Annotated in this window: 13 protein-coding genes; 2 read left to right on the top strand and 11 right to left on the bottom strand. The window is 47.4% G+C overall.

What is annotated here, in order from left to right; genetic code table 11:
• Positions 1–11: 11 nt before the first annotated feature.
• Positions 12–2273 carry a glycogen/starch/alpha-glucan family phosphorylase gene (glgP, locus tag O3621_RS02870; RefSeq protein WP_314449626.1) on the bottom strand — a complete coding sequence of 754 codons (2262 nt, stop codon included), beginning with the start codon at positions 2271–2273 and terminating at the stop codon, positions 12–14.
• A 32-nt stretch (positions 2274–2305) separates the two neighbouring features.
• Positions 2306–3817, bottom strand: coding sequence for a 4-alpha-glucanotransferase (gene malQ, locus O3621_RS02865; protein ID WP_314449627.1), 1512 nt, complete (start codon positions 3815–3817; stop codon positions 2306–2308).
• A 435-nt stretch (positions 3818–4252) separates the two neighbouring features.
• Between malQ and O3621_RS02860 the strand changes: the two genes are divergently transcribed.
• Positions 4253–5236, top strand: a complete 984-nt coding sequence (locus tag O3621_RS02860; RefSeq protein ID WP_002905582.1) for a LacI family DNA-binding transcriptional regulator — start codon at positions 4253–4255, stop codon at positions 5234–5236.
• A gap of 117 nt (positions 5237–5353) precedes the next feature.
• Positions 5354–7429, top strand: a complete 2076-nt coding sequence (pulA, locus tag O3621_RS02855) for a type I pullulanase (protein ID WP_314449628.1) — start codon at positions 5354–5356, stop codon at positions 7427–7429.
• A 43-nt stretch (positions 7430–7472) separates the two neighbouring features.
• Here the strand turns inward: pulA and thrC are convergent, their stop codons facing one another.
• The 9 genes from thrC to O3621_RS02810 form a co-directional block, all read right to left on the bottom strand.
• Positions 7473–8957, bottom strand: coding sequence for a threonine synthase (gene thrC / locus O3621_RS02850; protein WP_032911804.1), 1485 nt, complete (start codon positions 8955–8957; stop codon positions 7473–7475).
• A gap of 113 nt (positions 8958–9070) precedes the next feature.
• Entirely contained in the window at positions 9071–10168 is a 1098-nt protein-coding gene (locus O3621_RS02845; protein WP_314448766.1) for a LysM domain-containing protein, read from the bottom strand.
• A 444-nt stretch (positions 10169–10612) separates the two neighbouring features.
• Positions 10613–11236 (bottom strand): V-type ATP synthase subunit D, encoded by a 624-nt coding sequence (locus O3621_RS02840; RefSeq protein WP_314448768.1) that lies wholly within the window; start codon positions 11234–11236, stop codon positions 10613–10615.
• On the bottom strand, positions 11233–12627 hold the full coding sequence (locus O3621_RS02835) for a V-type ATP synthase subunit B (RefSeq protein WP_371513589.1): 1395 nt from the start codon (positions 12625–12627) through the stop codon (positions 11233–11235). The genes O3621_RS02840 and O3621_RS02835 overlap by 4 nt, the downstream gene beginning before the upstream one ends.
• Positions 12614–14404 (bottom strand): V-type ATP synthase subunit A, encoded by a 1791-nt coding sequence (locus O3621_RS02830; RefSeq protein ID WP_172454686.1) that lies wholly within the window; start codon positions 14402–14404, stop codon positions 12614–12616. The genes O3621_RS02835 and O3621_RS02830 overlap by 14 nt, the downstream gene beginning before the upstream one ends.
• A gap of 164 nt (positions 14405–14568) precedes the next feature.
• A complete protein-coding gene (locus O3621_RS02825; protein WP_111675142.1) occupies positions 14569–15264 on the bottom strand; it encodes a GNAT family N-acetyltransferase in 696 nt (231 codons plus the stop codon).
• 7 nt (positions 15265–15271) lie between these two features.
• Positions 15272–15592: a V-type ATP synthase subunit F gene (locus O3621_RS02820; protein WP_371513586.1), complete on the bottom strand. Its 321-nt coding sequence runs from the start codon at positions 15590–15592 to the stop codon at positions 15272–15274.
• Positions 15579–16592: a V-type ATPase subunit gene (locus tag O3621_RS02815; protein WP_371513584.1), complete on the bottom strand. Its 1014-nt coding sequence runs from the start codon at positions 16590–16592 to the stop codon at positions 15579–15581. Before O3621_RS02815 ends, O3621_RS02820 begins: the two co-directional genes overlap by 14 nt.
• A 10-nt stretch (positions 16593–16602) precedes the next feature.
• Entirely contained in the window at positions 16603–17193 is a 591-nt protein-coding gene (locus O3621_RS02810; RefSeq protein ID WP_371513582.1) for a hypothetical protein, read from the bottom strand.
• Positions 17194–17199 lie beyond the last annotated feature (6 nt).

The raw sequence follows: 17199 nt of genomic DNA, 5'->3' as shown, positions 1-17199 counted from the left end.
TTCAAATCATATTAGCTGTTCAAGTGCCATACTTCTTCTTCGTATTGAGCGATAGTACGGTCAGATGAGAAGAAGCCAGCTTTGGCGATATTGACGATGACTTTGTCCATCCATGCATCGCGGTCTTCGTAGTCCGCCAGCATGCGCTCTTTCACTTGGATATAGTCTTCCAGATCCAGCAAGGTCATGAACCAGTCCTTGCTAATCAGTTCATTGTAAAGACGTTCCAAGCGTTCAGCTTTACCGACTGCCAATACTTCATCGCTGACGATAAAGTCAACCAATGGCTTGATAGCTTCACGAGCATAGTACTCACTAGACTTATAAGCAGATTTTGCGTAGAGGTCAATAACAGTCTCAGAATCTTCACCGAAGATGTAGATGTTGTCTTCGCCGACCAGCTCTGCAATCTCAACATTCGCTCCGTCCATAGTACCAAGAGTCAAAGCACCGTTAAGCATGAACTTCATGTTACCAGTACCAGATGCTTCCTTAGAAGCCAGGGAAATCTGCTCAGAAATATCACCAGCCGCAATCAAGAAGCTAGATGCCGTAACATTATAGTTTTCCACCATAACTACTTGCAGGTGTGGAGCCACTTGAGGGTCATTAGCAATCACTTCTGACAAGCAAAGAATGAGGTGGATGATGTCCTGTGCAATCGTGTAAGCAGGGGCAGCCTTACCACCGAAGAAGACAGTAATTGGACGAGCAGGGATGTTACCAGCCTTGATGTCCAGATACTTGTGGATAACGTACAGAGCGTTCATTTGTTGGCGCTTGTACTCATGCAGACGCTTGATTTGGATATCAAAGATAGATTCTGGATTGATTTCCACGCCTTGTGCTTCCTTCAAGTGACGAGCCAATTTACGCTTGTTATGAGCCTTGATGCTTTCCAATTTTTCTTTAACATTTGCAGCGCCAGTGAATTCCAACAAGCCTTCGAGCTTAGTTGCATCATGGTGCCAGTCGCGGCCCAGCAACTCATCCAAATAATGAGACAGGCGTGGGTTGGCATGCATGAGCCAGCGGCGGAAAGTAATACCGTTGGTCTTGTTATTGAATTTTTCAGGGTAGATATCGTAGAAGGCCTTGAGCTCAGAGTTTTTCAGGATTTCTGTATGCAGAGCAGCAACACCATTGACACTGTATCCATAGTGGATATCCATGTGAGCCATGTGCACACGATCGTCCTCATCAATGATTTGCACTGCTGGATCTGTGTATTTAGCTTTAACGCGCTTGTCAAGCTCTTTGATGATTGGTACCAGATGCGGTACTACTTCTTTCAAGAATTCCAGAGGCCATTTTTCAAGGGCTTCTGCCAGAATCGTGTGGTTTGTATACGCAGTCATCTTCTGTACGATGGCAATTGCTTCATCCAGATCCAAACCACGTTCAGTCAAGAGACGAATCATTTCTGGGATAACCAGAGATGGATGAGTATCATTGATTTGGATGACAGCATAGTCTGCCAAGTCGTGCAGGTTGCTGCCTTTTTCAATCGCTTCGTCAATAATCAGCTGAGCACCATTTGAAACCATGAAGTATTGCTGGAAGATACGGAGCAGCTCACCTTGCTTGTCACTATCATCTGGATAGAGGAAGAGGGTCAAGTTGCGAGCGATATCTGTCTTATCAAAGTCAATACCGTCTGTGATGATATCCGCATCCACTGAGTCCAAATCAAAGAGACGAAGACGGTTCTTGGTTTCTGTCTTGTAGCCTGGCACATCAATATCATAAAGAGTAGATGTCAGAGTGAAGTGAGCAAATGGCACTTGGTAGCTACGGCTAGAGCGAACCAACCAGTTTTGCTCAGTCAGCCAGAAGTTAGGAATAGTTGTCTGTTCGTTGTTTTTCAAAACCTGTTGGAAAAGACCAAAATGGTAGTTCAGTCCTACACCATCACCATTGAGACCCAATGTCGCAATAGAGTCCAGGAAGCAGGCAGCCAAACGGCCCAAGCCTCCGTTACCCAGAGACGGCTCCAACTCAACTTCTTCTACCTCGATCAAGTCCTTGCCAGCATCTGCCAGTTCTTGCTTCACATCGTCATAAAGTCCAAGGTTGATCAAGTTGTTAGACAAAAGTTTACCAATCAGGAACTCTGCTGAGATGTAGTAGAGTTTTTTCTTACCAGTGTTGACTGGCTTTTGAGCGCTGGCTAATTTAGTGTAGTTCAAAAGAGCCAGGTAGAGTTCTTCATTGCTGCAATCAGCAAGATTTTTTGAATAAGTATTTTTGATATAAGTTTGTAAGTTTGACATGATTAATCCCTTCAAGCCTAGTTAGCTATTCTTTATTTGTTAATTAAATCGGTATTCATACGACGGTAAGTCTTGGTCAAGCTGTAAAGCTCACCTTCGACGATTGGATTCAGCTCTTCAGCTGTCATCCGCCAAGTCCAGTTGCCACCAATTGTGGATGGATAGTTCATCCGTGCTGCACTGTCTAATTCCAGCAGGTCCTGCATGGTTGCAATGGCCATAAAGCTGACTGAAGCAAAGATTGTGCGCAGCATTGCATGAGGTACTGTTTCGTACTCCTTACGGTTGGTGTACTGAGCCATGTACTGGCGAGTAGCGTCGTCAATCTCATCCTTGTACCAGCCCAAAACAGTATTGTTATCATGGGTTCCTGTATACATGACTGAGTTATTTGGCGCTAGATGCGGGCTATCAATGCTTTCATCATCAGGATTGAAGGCGAATTGCAAAATCTTCATTCCTGGGAAACCAGTGCGCTCACGCAGCTCGATCACTTCATCCGTCATAAAACCTAGGTCTTCTGCGATGATATTCAAATCACCCAAGGCTTCCTTAACTGCTGCAAAGAGCTTGTAGTCTGGACCTTTGACCCACTTACCAGAAGCAGAAGTTTCTGAGCCAGCAGGTACTTCCCAGTAAGACTCAAAGCCGCGGAAATGGTCGATACGGACAATGTCGTAAATCTTGAAGCTTTCACGCAGACGCTCAATCCACCAAGCATAACCATCCTTATCCATCGCTTCCCAGTCATAGATAGGATTGCCCCAAAGCTGGCCAGTTTCTGAAAATTCATCTGGCGGACAACCTGCCACACAAGTTGGCTTGCCAACAGCATCTGTCTTAAAGAAGTGCGGCTGTGCCCACACATCAGCACTGTCAGCTGCCACATAGATTGGCATATCACCGACAATCTCGATGTGGTGTTCATTAGCATAGGCTTTTAATCTTAACCACTGCTTAAAGAAGAGATACTGGGTTACACGATGATAAGTCAGCTTGTCAGCCAGCTTCTCACGATAAGAAGCGAGGCTAGCAGCCTCACGGCGGCGGATCGCTTCATCCGGCCACTCAGTCCAAGCTAGATTATCAAAATGCTCTTTGATAGCCATGTACTCAGCGAAAACTTCCAACCAAGCTGCATTTTGCTCCACAAAGCTCTCATAGTCAGACAGATCGTCTGCTTTCAAGAAGCGAGCAACTGCTTTTTCCATGATTGGACGGCGAGCATCGAAAATCTTTGCATAATCCACTTTTCTAGGATCATCTCCAAAATCAGCTCCCTTGACATCTGCCTCGTTCAGCAAACCTTCTTCTATCAGAACATCAAAATCGATAAAGTAGGTATTTCCCGCGAAAGCAGAGAAAGACTGATAAGGAGAATCACCATAACTGGTCGTTCCCAGTGGCAAAATCTGCCAATAGCGCTGCTTGGTGCGAACCAAGAAGTCTACAAAATCATAAGCACTTTGGCCAAAAGATCCGATACCGTACTTGCCCGGAAGGGATGAAATGTGCATGAGCACGCCGCTTTGACGTTTTTTCATTTTGTCACCTCGTTATTTTTCCTCTACGCCTTTTCATTTTTACTTAATGCAAACGTTTGCGTCGACTTGATTATAACCTATTTTTTTTTTTAGTGCAAGGGGTTTTTGAGATTTTTTTCAATTTATTGGTTAATGGATATAATGCTCTTTTAGGACTCTCCTACTGCCCCAATTGTTTACCGTTTTTCTCTTCTTGCAAGCGTTCTCTTTTTGTGTTAAAATGTTCTTACAAACAGAAAACGTTTGCGTTTACTGAGAAACTGCCTCATACTTGCTTTTTTGACCACAATAGTCAGGCAAAACCACTGTCGTTGCTAGCTATTTTTGGCACAGGTTTGCATGACTCTTAGAAAGCAAGTGCTTCTACTAGTAGATTTAAAATAGTTCATGTTATCGTAAGGATTTCCAGCAAATGCAGGCCTTTAGGAGGTTTTTATGCGAGTTACTATCAAAGAAGTCGCAAAACTAGCAGGCGTATCACCCTCTACCGTGACCCGCGTCGTGCAAAATAAATCAACCATCAGTGAAGAAACTAAAAAACGGGTCCGTGCTGCTATGAAGGAGCTGGACTATCATCCCAACCTCAATGCCAGAAGTCTGGTCAGCCAGTCCAGCCAGGTCATCGGCTTGGTCCTGCCGGACGACTCAGATGTCTTCTATCAAAACCCTTTTTTCCCAACTGTGTTGCGGGGGATTTCTCAGATTGCTTCTGACTATGACTATGCCATCCAGATTAGCACAGGGCAAGATGAAGAGCACCGCTTGGAAAATATGAAGCAGATGATTTTAGGAAAGCGAGTAGACGGACTGATCTTCCTTTATTCTAAGCAGGACGATCCTTTGGTCGACTTTGCAGTCAGAAACAACTTCCCCTTCCTTATCCTTGGGAAAGCTGTCTCACCTTTCATCTCTCTGGTGGACAATGACAATATTAAGGCCGGTTATGACGCGACCAGATACTTCCTTGACAAGGGCTATCGAAAAATCGCCTTTCTGGCCGGGAATAAGGAGCTGGTCGTTTCCCAAGATCGTTACACAGGCTACAAGCAAGCTCTCAATGAAGCAGACCGGCCTTTGGATGATCGCATTATCAAATTTGCCTTCGGTTTCCTTCTGGAAGACAACAGTTACAAGATTATGGAAGAGCTGCCACTGGATGAGATTGAAGCTATCGTAACCTCTGATACCTTGGTAGCAGAAGGAGCACTGCACTATCTCAAAGATCAGGACTACCAGATTCCTATTATCACCTTTGATTCTATCAAACCGCGCATTGATGTGGATGCCTATATTGATATCAATGCCCTCGAGCTTGGGAAAGAGTCTTTCCGGACCCTCTTCCAAATCATCAAGGACAATAAAGAAGACAAGCAAATCTGCTATCGCCAGTTGATCCCGCATAGCATCAGCACTCGCTAATTCGAGTGCTTTTGCTCATTCATCAACGATTCACATATCGGCCTTGTCCCAACCAGGGCAGAGCCCTAAACTCAAAACAATTACCCGAAGAGAAACTGACAAAGAAAGAGGAAAAACATGGCCTTTCGTATTTTTCAAGCCTATTTAGATGACGAAAACATTATCACTATCGAACTGGAAAAGAGCTTTGATGCCTATTCCATCCACTTTACACTGGAAGACAAGCACAGCTCCAGCCCTTTAACTATCAAAAACATCAACAATCAGGAAGAGCGGATTATCTATACCGTGTCGGCTAATGAGCCCATTGACCTGACGCAGTCCTACAAGGTCTATGACCAAGACCGCAACCATACTGACCTGCAGTACCGCCATATCGTGAAAAAGCCTATTTTCGATGAGATTTTTGATTATGCAGGCGACGATTTAGGAGCTCAGTACAGTCCCCAAGCCACCGATTTCAGACTCTGGGCACCCATTTCCGAAAAAGTCCTCCTGCATCTGAAAGACCAGGTTCACCATCTCAAACGTCTGGATAGGGGAGTCTGGCATACTCGGATTGAAGGAGATTTAGAGGGAGCCTCCTATTCTTATCTCCATAAGATCAATGGCAAGTGGGTGGAAGTCCATGATCCCTACGCCCTATCCTCAGATGTCAATTCGGGAAACAGCTATGTCATCGATCTAGACAAGATTAAAAAGCCTATCAAACGAGCAAAAACACAGCTGAATCCGACAGAAGCCGTCATTTATGAAATGAGCGTCCGCGATTTTTCTATGCAGAAAGAAGCTGGTTTCTCCTATCCTGGGAAGTTTGCCTCGCTGAGCGAATCTCCAGTCGTTCACGGTCAGAAGTTTGGTCTGGACTATCTGAAAGAGCTAGGTATCAGCCACGTGCAGCTTCTGCCTGTCTACGACTTTGGCAGCGTTGATGAAAAGCATCCAGAGCTCGTCTACAACTGGGGCTACGACCCTGTCCAGTACAATGTCCCAGACGGCAGTTTTGCCAGTGACCCACGAGACCCTTATGCCCGCATCTTAGAGCTACAGGCGGCCATTACTGCCTTCCACAATGCTGATATCAGCGTCATCATGGATGTGGTCTACAATCATGTCTATGATGCCAACAGCTATGCTTTTGAAAAAATCGTGCCCGGCTATTTTTTCCGTCTCAATGACATGGGCTACCGGACCAACGGAACTTTCTGCGGCAATGATGTAGCCAGTGAGAAGGCCATGGTCCGCCGCTATATCAAGCAGTCGGTCAAACAATGGGTCAGCCTCTATGGCTTTGACGGTTTCCGCTTTGATCTGATGGGGATTTTAGATATCCAAACCATGCAGCAAATAGCCGACGAACTCAAGACGCTCTATCCTAACATCTATCTCTACGGTGAAGGCTGGCAGATGGATACTGGGCTGGCAAGTGAACGTTTGGCTCATCAGTACAATGCCGCACAGCTGCCAGATTATGGGTTCTTCAGCGACCATTTTCGTGACAGTCTCAAGCAGACCATCGCTCAAGGCCGGCAAATCGAGAGCGAGACTCCTGCCAGTCAGCTTGAGAATGTCCTGACAGCCAATATCGGTCTAAAAGGCGAGGCTCACTTCATAGCGCCCCAGCAGGCCATTAATTATGTCGAGTGCCATGACAATGCAACGGTTTTTGATTACTTTGATATCGTCAACCCTGCTATCACCCTGCGGGATCGGCTGGCCAATTCGCGGCTGGCTCTCCAACTCGTCCTGCTGGCTCAAGGTGTTCCCTTTATCCACAGTGGTCAGGAATTTTTCCGGACTAAAAATCTGATTGACAACACCTACAATATGCCTGACGAAATCAATAAACTAGACTGGCTGCGCTCCCTGCATTACACAGAGGACATTGCTTTTTTTAAAAAGCTGATTGCCTTTCGCAGAGCACATCCGCTGCTGCATCTAAAGACCAGCGCCGCTATCAAGCAAGCCTGTCAGGTCAACTGGTTGACAGAGAGTTTATTGGAGTACAAAATTCAAGACAGGAAAGAGAGTATGACCATCGTCATCAACTTCAGCAGTCAAGAGGCTGTCTACGAAAATAAAAACAAGCAAAAGTTGCACCTTCAATACCCAGCCATTGATTCTCAAAAACCAATCGCGCCACTAGCTGACAGTTACAGCCTAGCTGGCAAGCAATTGATTGTGTTGAAATAGATTATAAAACATCAGCCAATGAATAAGCTGATGTTTTTGTTTTTTATAATCCCAAGTAATCCTCGACTGCTGCCTGCATTTGGTCTGCAGCGACCGTCGTTTTGTGGCGCACTGGGGCCGTTTCTAAGCCATCCACAGCTGGTGGCAAGGCTACGCCAGAAAGTTCGTGCAGTTGCTCCAAAGCCTCGAAGTCACTGAGTCCTGTTTGACCAGTCACAGCCTCAACGGCCACAACTGGGAATTTATAGGGACTAGCGGTAGACGCGATAACAGTCTTGCGCTGATCACCTGTCTCTGCCAGATATTTTTGATAGACAGCAGACGCAACGGCAGTATGAGGGTCTTCGATGTAGTCAGATGCTTGATAGACCCGCTTGATTTCAGCAGCTGTTTCTTGCTCTGTCGCATAATCAGCCGCAAAGAGCTCTAAAATCCCAGCGTCAAAGTCCGTCAGTTCATACTGTCCATGCTCATTCAGAGCCGCCATCAAGGCAGCTGTTTTCTCAGCGTTGTTACCAGACAGATGGAAAATCAAGCGCTCCAAGTTAGAGGAAACCAAAATATCCATGGACGGACTAGATGTCACCTTAAAGCTCCGCTTCTTGTCATAAACCTGAGTCTTGAAGAAGTCGGTCAGGACATTGTTCTCATTCGATGCACAGATTAGCTTGCCAACTGGCAGACCGATTTGCTTGGCATAGTAGGCCGCCAAGATATTACCAAAGTTCCCCGTCGGAACGGTAAAGTTGACCTTGTCTCCCGCTGTGATTTCTCCCGCCTTCACCAGCTGAGCATAGGCATAGACATAGTAGACAATCTGTGGCACTAAACGGCCAATATTCATAGAATTAGCTGATGAAAACTGCAGCTTATGCTCCAAGAGACGAGCTCGTAGGTCTGTGTCATTGAACATGTGCTTGACATTGGTCTGGGCATCGTCAAAGTTGCCATCAATGGCCACCACATGCGTATTGGCACCTGTCTGGGTCGTCATTTGCAGCTCTTGGACCTTGCTGACACCGTCTTTCGGATAGAAGACGATGATTTCAGTCCCAGGAACATCCGCAAAGCCTGCCATAGCCGCCTTGCCTGTGTCGCCAGAAGTCGCCGTCAAAATGACAATTTTGTTTTCCAAACCGTGCTTTTTAGCTGCGGTTGTCATCAGGTGAGGCAAGATGGATAAAGCCATATCCTTGAAGGCAATGGTCGCTCCGTGGAAAAGCTCTAGATTGTACTGACTATCCAACTTGACCAAGGGAGCAATCGCCGCATCATCAAACTTGCTGTCGTAGGCATGGTTGATACAGTGGTCCAGCTCCGCTTCAGAAAAATCATCCAAAAAAGCAGACAAAACCAACTTGGCTACTTCCTGGTAAGAAGCATCTTTGAGCTTGGCAAAGTCCAAATCGACCTGCGGATAGGTAATGGGCGTAAAGAGCCCACCATCTGTTGCCAAGCCTTGTAGAATCGCCTGGCTGGCTGTTACTCTATTCTTTTCGTCGCGTGTTGATTGATAAACTAAGGTCATTCTTTCTCATCCTTTATCTGTAGTTCGCTTTATTATACCAAAATTTATCAGAAAATTCTCGCTTTTTCACAGAGAATATCAGAAAAAAGCCCATTTCTGGGCTTGTATTCATCTTATTCATTCATAGATACGTGAACGTGGTCGTAGTGGTTTTCAGTTACGCTGCCACGGTCTGGCATTTGGTTCCAAGTATTAGCTGGTCCATAAATGCTTTCAAATGGTGCATAGAACTGTTGCTGCCAGATAACGTAAGAGATGCCTCTTTCAGTCATGTTAGAAGTAACATCGGCTGCGACCTGGTTTCCTAATTCAGTATTGTCACCAACGATAAAGTCAGCTGCCAAGCCCTTACCATGGTCACCACTATCACCTGGGCGGTAAAGACTAAATTCTGTAATGCCATATTTAGCTGCTATTTCTTCTTTCAAAGCTGCAGTTTGTGGCTGAAGACCTTCATTAGCAGGATTGTTAGTTGTCACGCTAGCAGCATCTGTTACAGCTGGAGCATTGTAAGTTGTTGGCTCAACAGCGGCAGTTGCTTGACTGACTTGGTCTTGGCCTAATTCAGTCACTTCTGGAGCCGCCTCTGCTGGAGCTTCTGGACTTGCAGCAACTACTGGCTGCGGTGCTGCTTCTACAGGAGCGGCTGCATTTGCTTCCGCAGCTGGGGCTGCTTCACTTGCAACTTCTGCTACTGGTGCAGGAGCTGCTTCAGCAGGCGCTGGTGCGGCCTCTGCTGGAGCCGCAACAGCTTCCTCAGCAGCCGGAGCTGGAGTTTCTGCTGCTGGAGCCGGTGCTGCTGGAGCAGCTTCTTCAGTACCAAAAATCTCGCTAGCCGTATAATCTTCTGTTACCAATCCTGCATTATTTCCTGCTTGGTAACTTTGGATTTCTACAGAGGCAATTTCATTGTGGCCATTTGTTGTAATAGTTAAAACAGTACCCGGGAAAATCAAGTCAGCATTGGCAATTTGGTTGATTTTAGCCAGGTCAACAAGATCAATGTTCATCGCTTGGGCGATATTTCCCAAAGTGTCTCCATATTGAACAGTGTATGTTTGTTGGTTTTCATTGCTCGTAATATCTGCTTTAATTTGCTCAACTGTTCTGGCAGTCCAGTTTTGTGGCTGCTCCTCAGCTCGCGTTGTCAACAAAGGCAATGCTGACAAAGCAACAGTTGAAGCCAAAAGTAATTTCTTATTCATTTTCATATGCAAAATGCACCTTCCTAATCATTCATGATACGAAAACCATCTTACCATAAATCTTCTAAGAAAAAAGCCTTTTTCGACCTATTTAACAAAACTGTCTGCCCCCTGTAATATGGAGATTTGTTTGTAACATATAAAAACAGGCAACAAGCAAAAGAACCCCATTTGGAGAGTTTCTGTTTTTTCTTTTGGGCTTATTTGAATTTTTTCTACTCTGGTGAACTGAACCCGACCTAAGCTCTGGGCAAAAAAGATAAAATCTCCTAGAAGCTGTCACTTCTTCGTCTATTTTCCTATTTTTGCTGTGAATAGATCTATTCAGTCTAGGTTAGCTCAGCTAAATCGAGCTACAGCTAAAAACTCGAAAAAAAGAGAACTGGCTCGGATTCATCGAATCCATCGTCCAGTTCCTGTTTTTCAGTCGTTTTTTAACGCCTACACATCTTATTTCACCTTCATCATTCGGACGAGGCTGGCTCGTTCGGCTTCTTCTAGCTTCATCTCGATGTAGTAGATAGTTTCTTTGAGGTCAGGGATGGTAGCATACTCTAGTCCGTTGACCCGACGGCGGGTTTTCTCGATTTCATCCGCCATGAGCTGGCAGCTTTTCTCAATTTCAGCCAGTCGCAGCAGGTCAGGAAGCAGATCGCTCATGCTTTCAATGGTTTCATCCATCTGGCTGTTAGACGCCACATAGCTATAAACCACGTCTCCCTCGTCATCAGTATGCGGATTGTCAATATGGGCGTACATCTTGGGCACGCGCACACTCATGATATTCTCAGTCTCCACATGCAGATTGACTTCCCGCATGGGCACAGCGAAAATCTCCTCAACCATGAGGTCGCTCTCCAGCGCCTTGGCCATGACAAAGTCCTGCAGGTGGCCAACCAGAGCGGATTCGACCTTTTGGCGGAGCTGATTGTTCTCACGGACTGACTCAATGAAGCGCCGCATCAGCTCATCCCGCTTGTCCTTGAGCAATTTATGCCCACGGACAGCCGTTTTGAGACGGGCTTTTAAGTTATTCAGCTCCATCCGAGTCGGCTTGACATTGAGTCGTGTCATCTTTCTTCCTCCTTGGTCTGCGGCAGGTATTGGTCAATCACATCGTCCTTAATCCGCTTGAGCTCCGTTCTAGGTAAGATGGACAGGAGTTCCCACCCCAGATCCAAGCTTTCCTCGATGGTTCGGTTGGTCTGAAAACCTTGATTGATGTATTCCTGCTCAAAGCGGTCAGTAAAGCGCACATAGAGCTTGTCCGTTTCGGACAGGGCGGATTCCCCCAGAACGACAGCCAGCTCCTTGGCTTGCTTGCCTTGCGCATAGGCGGCAAATAGCTGGTTCATGGTTGCAGCATGGTCACCTCTGGTCTTGCCCTCACCCGAACCCTTGTCCTTGAGACGAGACAGAGAAGGCAGGACATTGATGGGCGGACGATAGCCGCTGTTGTATAGGTCACGTGAAAGGATAATCTGCCCCTCCGTAATATAACCCGTCAAGTCTGGAATCGGATGGGTGATGTCATCCTCTGGCATGGACAGAATCGGAATCTGCGTCACCGAGCCTTTCTTGCCAACCAGACGTCCAGCCCGCTCATAGAGGGTGGACAGGTTAGTATAGAGATAGCCCGGATACCCACGACGGCCCGGCACCTCGCGACGAGCTGCGGAGACTTCCCGCAGGGCTTCACAATAGTTGGTCATGTCGGTCATGATGACCAGAACGTGCATATCCTTTTCATAAGCTAGATACTCGGCTGCTGTCAGGGCAATCCGTGGCGTCGCAATCCGCTCGATAGCTGGGTCATTGGCCAGATTGATAAAGAGCACCGATCGGTCAATAGCTCCCGTCTCTCTCAAGTCATTCATGAAGAACTCTGCTTCTTCAAAGGTAATCCCCATGGCCGCAAAGACCACGGCGAAGTTTTCATCAGAGTTAAGCACGGTTGCCTGACGGGCGATTTGAGCAGCCAATTCCTTATGAGGCAGACCAGAGCCAGAGAATACTGGCAGTTTTTGTCCCCGAACCAAGGTATTGAGGTGGTCAATGGCCGAAATTCCAGTCTGAATAAACTCATCCGGATAGTCGCGAGCTACTGGATTGATGGCTTGTCCGTCAATATCCAGATATTTTTCCGGTAGGATTGCTGGACCGCCATCAATTGGCTTGCCCATTCCATTGAAAATCCGTCCCACCATGTCTTCTGACACTGGCAACTCTAGCGGACGACCGGTAAAGCGAACCTTGGCTTTTTCCAGATTGATCCCACTGGAGCCTTCAAAAAGCTGGACCATAGCCTTATCTTCTTGGACTTCCAGAACCTGGCCCTGACGCTTGCTTCCGTCATGTAGCTGGATTTCTACCAATTCATTGAAATGCACGCCAGCGACTTGGTCGACAATCATCAGAGGGCCGACAACTTCACTGACGGTGCGGTATTCTTTAATGACGCTCATTGTCTAGTCCTCCTTGGGCAAGAATCTGGTGCAGGGTTTCCTCGATAGTCTGACTGAGAGCCTGAATTTTTTCCAGCTGGTCTTCATGAATAAACTTGCTGCGGGCAATTCGGTCACGCAGCTCCACCGTTCCTTCCATGATTTCCCGGAAATAAGCTCCCAGCTCCAAGGCACGATTGGCCTCCGCATCGAAGGTCAGGATATTGCTCAATAAAGCCACCTGTTTTTTGAAAGAAGTATAGGTGTCCACATCATCAAAGGCATTCTGCTGCAGATAGTCCTCGCGGATCATCTTGGCTGCATTCATGGTCAGCCGGTCCTTCTCAGACAAGGAATCTAAGCCCACCAAACGCACGATTTCCTGCAGTTCGCTTTCCTTTTGCAGGATATTCATGGCCTTGGTCACCTTTTCCGCCCAAGCAATCTTCTCATGCTGGTCGATATATGCTCCCACTTCGTCTAGATAGAGTGAGTATGAGCTCAGCCAGTTGATAGCTGGGAAATGCCGGCGTTGAGCCAGCTGGGCATCCAAGCCCCAGAAGACCTTGACAATTCGCAGGGTATTTTGCGTCACCGGCTCAGAAATATCGCCGCCCGGAGGTGATACGGCTCCGATAGCGGTTATAGAGCCTTCGCGCGCAGTTGAACCGAGTGTCTTGACCCGGCCTGCCCGCTCATAGTACTCAGCAATCCGGCTGCCAAGATAGGCTGGATAGCCTTCGTCACCCGGCATTTCTTCCAGACGGCCGGACATTTCCCGCAGGGCTTCTGCCCAGCGAGAGGTGGAGTCCGCCATGATGGCCACAGAATAACCCATGTCACGGAAGTATTCTGCGATAGTAATCCCTGTGTAAATCGACGCTTCCCGGGCTGCCACCGGCATATTGGAGGTGTTGGCAATCAGCACCGTTCGCTGCATGATGGACTGGCCTGTCGCCGGGTCGATTAGTTCTGGAAATTCATTAAGTACGTCAGTCATCTCATTGCCACGCTCACCGCAGCCGACATAGATAACGATGTCAACATTGGCAAACTTGGCCACCTGGTGCTGAACCACAGTCTTACCAGCCCCGAATGGTCCTGGTACAGCAGCTGCTCCGCCCTTGGTCACTGGGAAGAAGGTATCAATGACCCGCTGACCTGTCACCAAAGGCTCAACCGGAATCAGCTTCTGAGCAAAAGGACGCCCACGACGGACCGGCCATTTTTGCATGAGAGTCCCTTTAAAGACAGAACCGTCCGCCTGCTCAATCTCATAAACAGTCTCTTCAACAGTGAAACTGTCAGCTGAGATATTAGCCAATCGTCCACTGACGCCGACTGGCACCATGATGCGGTGCTCCACCAGATTGGTCTCCTGCACCGTGCCCAGAATATCGCCAGCCTCAACTGCATCTCCAACAGACAGACTTGGAACAAAATCCCACTTAGCCTCTCGGTCTAGATTTGGCAGTTGGACACCGCGAACGAGGAAGTCGCTTGCCGTGATGGTCTGGAAACGCTCCAAAGGCCGCTGAATCCCGTCAAACATCTGAGAAATCAGACCTGGTCCCAGCTCAACGGACAGAGGACTTCCAGTCGTGATGACCGGCTCTCCCGGACCCAAGCCAGAAGTTTCTTCATAAACCTGAATAGAGGCTTGGTCCCGCCGCATTTCAATAATTTCACCGATCAGCCCCAAATCGCCAACCCGGCAGATATCCTGAATATTCGCTTCCTGCATCCCTGATGCCAGCACCAGAGGACCAGAAACTTTGATAATCTTTCCTTGACTCACAATCTTCCTCCATTCTTGGGAGATTTTTCTTAATTCTCCATGAAAATCAAAGCTCAAACTAAGTAACAGTTTGAAATTCATTTCCAAAGAGTATTTTTTGATTCTTGCCGCGAGTTTGAAATTCTTCTTAGCTAGCTCTAGGGCAAGGATTGTTACTTTTTATTTTAAAAATCAGATAAGGCTTTTATTTGCTGGCCCTTTTCGTCGAAATTGTCTGGGCTCAGCCATTTTTCTAGACGGCTCTTGACGACCGGCCAATCCTTGTCAATCATAGACAGCCAGTCAGTATCTCGGTTGCGCCCCTTATAGACAATAGCCTGACGAAACCTACCTTCATAAGTGAAACCAAGCCGCTCTGCTGCCCGCCTTGAAGGCTGATTGAGGGAGTCGCATTTCCATTCATAGCGACGATACTCCAGCTCTTCAAAGACATAGCGTGCTAGTAAGTACTGGGCTTCTGTAGCCAGTCTGGTGCGCTTCAGCTTAGGCGAATAGGTCACAGCTCCCACTTCGATAACGCGGTTATTTCGGTCAATCCTCATCAAGGCAAAAGTTCCTAAAGTCTTACCGCTCTCCTTATCCACAATCGCATAGTGAAAACGATCCTGTGCTGCCAGCATCTGTTCTAGCTTCTGGGACCATTCTTCCTGATTTTGAGCAGGATTTTGAAATAGATAGGTCCACATATCCGCAGGAGAATCTGGGCCATACACTTCATACAAATCCGCCCCATGCTTGTCCTTGGACAAACGCTCGATAATAACATACTGGCCTTCGATTCGCTCCAAGTTAGGCAAGTCCCCCGGCTGAAAATCCGGCAGAGCATTCCCAATGGGTTGACCTAGTTGATTGATTCGCATAAAAACCTCACAATATATCTTGTCCGACAGCCTTTTCGACATTTTCATGAATCCGCGAAAGAGCCAGCCCCGTGCTCCCCTTATGGGTAGGAATGAGCACAAGAGCAGGAATCTCCAGCTGGTCATAGTAGGCCAGGGTTTCTGGAATATCTGCCGCCATATCCTCCGTCAGATAGATAATGCCGAAATCTTCGCGGGCGAGCCGACGCAGGGTATTGATCGTCTCCTGAGCTTCCTTCACTAGAAAGGTTTGAAAACCAATCAGCTTAAAAGGGAGAATGGTATCGCGATTCCCCACGACCGCAATCTTGTAGCTAGTCTTGTCCATAAATCGGTCGCATCCTTTCTCTGATAAGCTCTACGGGCAGCTGATTGTCCATTCCGGTCAAAATCAACCGCAGATTCTTGATTTCCAACTCCTTGCCCAGCAGATAGCGGGCCAGAGGGAGGGGTCCATCTGTCTCAAACTGACCAGCCGCCAGCAACTTAGCCTGCAAGAGGTCCGCTAGATATTCTAACTCTACTGTCGTCAAGGTCTGGTTCCGCATTTTTTCCTCATAAGAGCGCAGATCCAGATCGTAACCACAGGGATTGATCTGGCTAAACCAAGTCAAGAAATCCCCCTGCTCTGCCATGGCAATCCAGTTGGCAGCAGAAAGACTTCCTTCATCAGACAAGAGTTGCCTCATAAAGCTGCGCGGTTTTCCCAAATCAACAGCCCGCTTGACGGTGATAGCATTGTAAAAATCAATAGTCAGATTTACCAGCTGCAGCAAGCTCTCGTCTTCCAACTCCTGTGTCAGACGCTTAAGATGCTGGAAGTAGGCCATGTCCATGCCAATCTCCAGCACGCGCACATCCTGATAATCCTGATATTCCTGCCAGGTCGCAAGCACCTCGTCCAGCATGAAATCTGGACAATACTCAGCCGAAAAGGCCATGACCAAGTGCTCCAAAACCTCCAGCGAATAGGTCCCCACCGGCATCAGCAAATGCTCCAAGGATTGACCTGTCGCCCGACCCTTGAGAAAAACTTTGAGATTATGGTAGGTGTAGCGGAGCGTGAAAATCTCCACCAGCTCCTTACTTGGACTAATCTCAAGCGCCCAATTATAAACGGAATACAAATGCTTCATCAGTACTTGCTCAATGGCATTGAGATCCTTAATCGCTTCAGCATCCATGGCATAGACCGTTCCCTGCAGAAGAGCCGAACGGCTAGCAGGATCGTCAGTCTGCAGCAACTGATCATATTGCTGGGGTGTCAAAAAGGAAGCCTCTTGCACACTAATGGCTGTATTGACTTGAGAGAAGTTTTTTTCACTCATGGTCCGCCTCCTATTCTGCCTGGTCTTTGAAAATATCCTGAGCCAGACGGTAGCTTTCCTCCTGCCAGACTGAGTCCAGCAAGTCACGATAGAGATAACTATCATCCACCCGTCCTTGGCTCAATACAAAACCTGCCTGACCGGCTATGGACTGGTCTGAAAAGTGTACTTGAGGAAAAGCCCTTTTCAATTCTTCTAACTGGCTGAAGCTGAATTTCTCAGCAGACAGAGCACCAAAAACCAGCGTCAACTCTTCCTCTGGATATTTAGCCAGGACACTCTTCAGAAAATGCTCTTCTTCAGCTGCTGACCAAGCCGCCATCTGAGCATAGGCTTCCTCAAAAAGCTCTCTGAGAACCCGCTGCTTGATGACCAAGGTAGATTGACGTTTTTGATTTTCCAACTGCTGAATATCGCGCTGACTGCGCCGGCTGATTTCTTTCAGCTGCTGTTCCCGCTGTCCAAGCTTTTGCCGAACCAGCTGGGCCTCACGTTCCTTGGCTTCCTGCTCTATTTTCTCAGTAGCCTCGGCCAAAAGCAAACGCCCCTTCTCGTGAGCCTGCTCCAAGACAGAAGCTTTGAGATCTGATATGTCAGACATAAAAGC

The sequence above is a fragment of the Streptococcus sp. 20925_1_22 genome, assembly GCF_041431685.1.
In the GTDB taxonomy this organism is placed as follows: domain Bacteria; phylum Bacillota; class Bacilli; order Lactobacillales; family Streptococcaceae; genus Streptococcus.
This window is presented reverse-complemented; position numbering and strand designations above follow the sequence as displayed.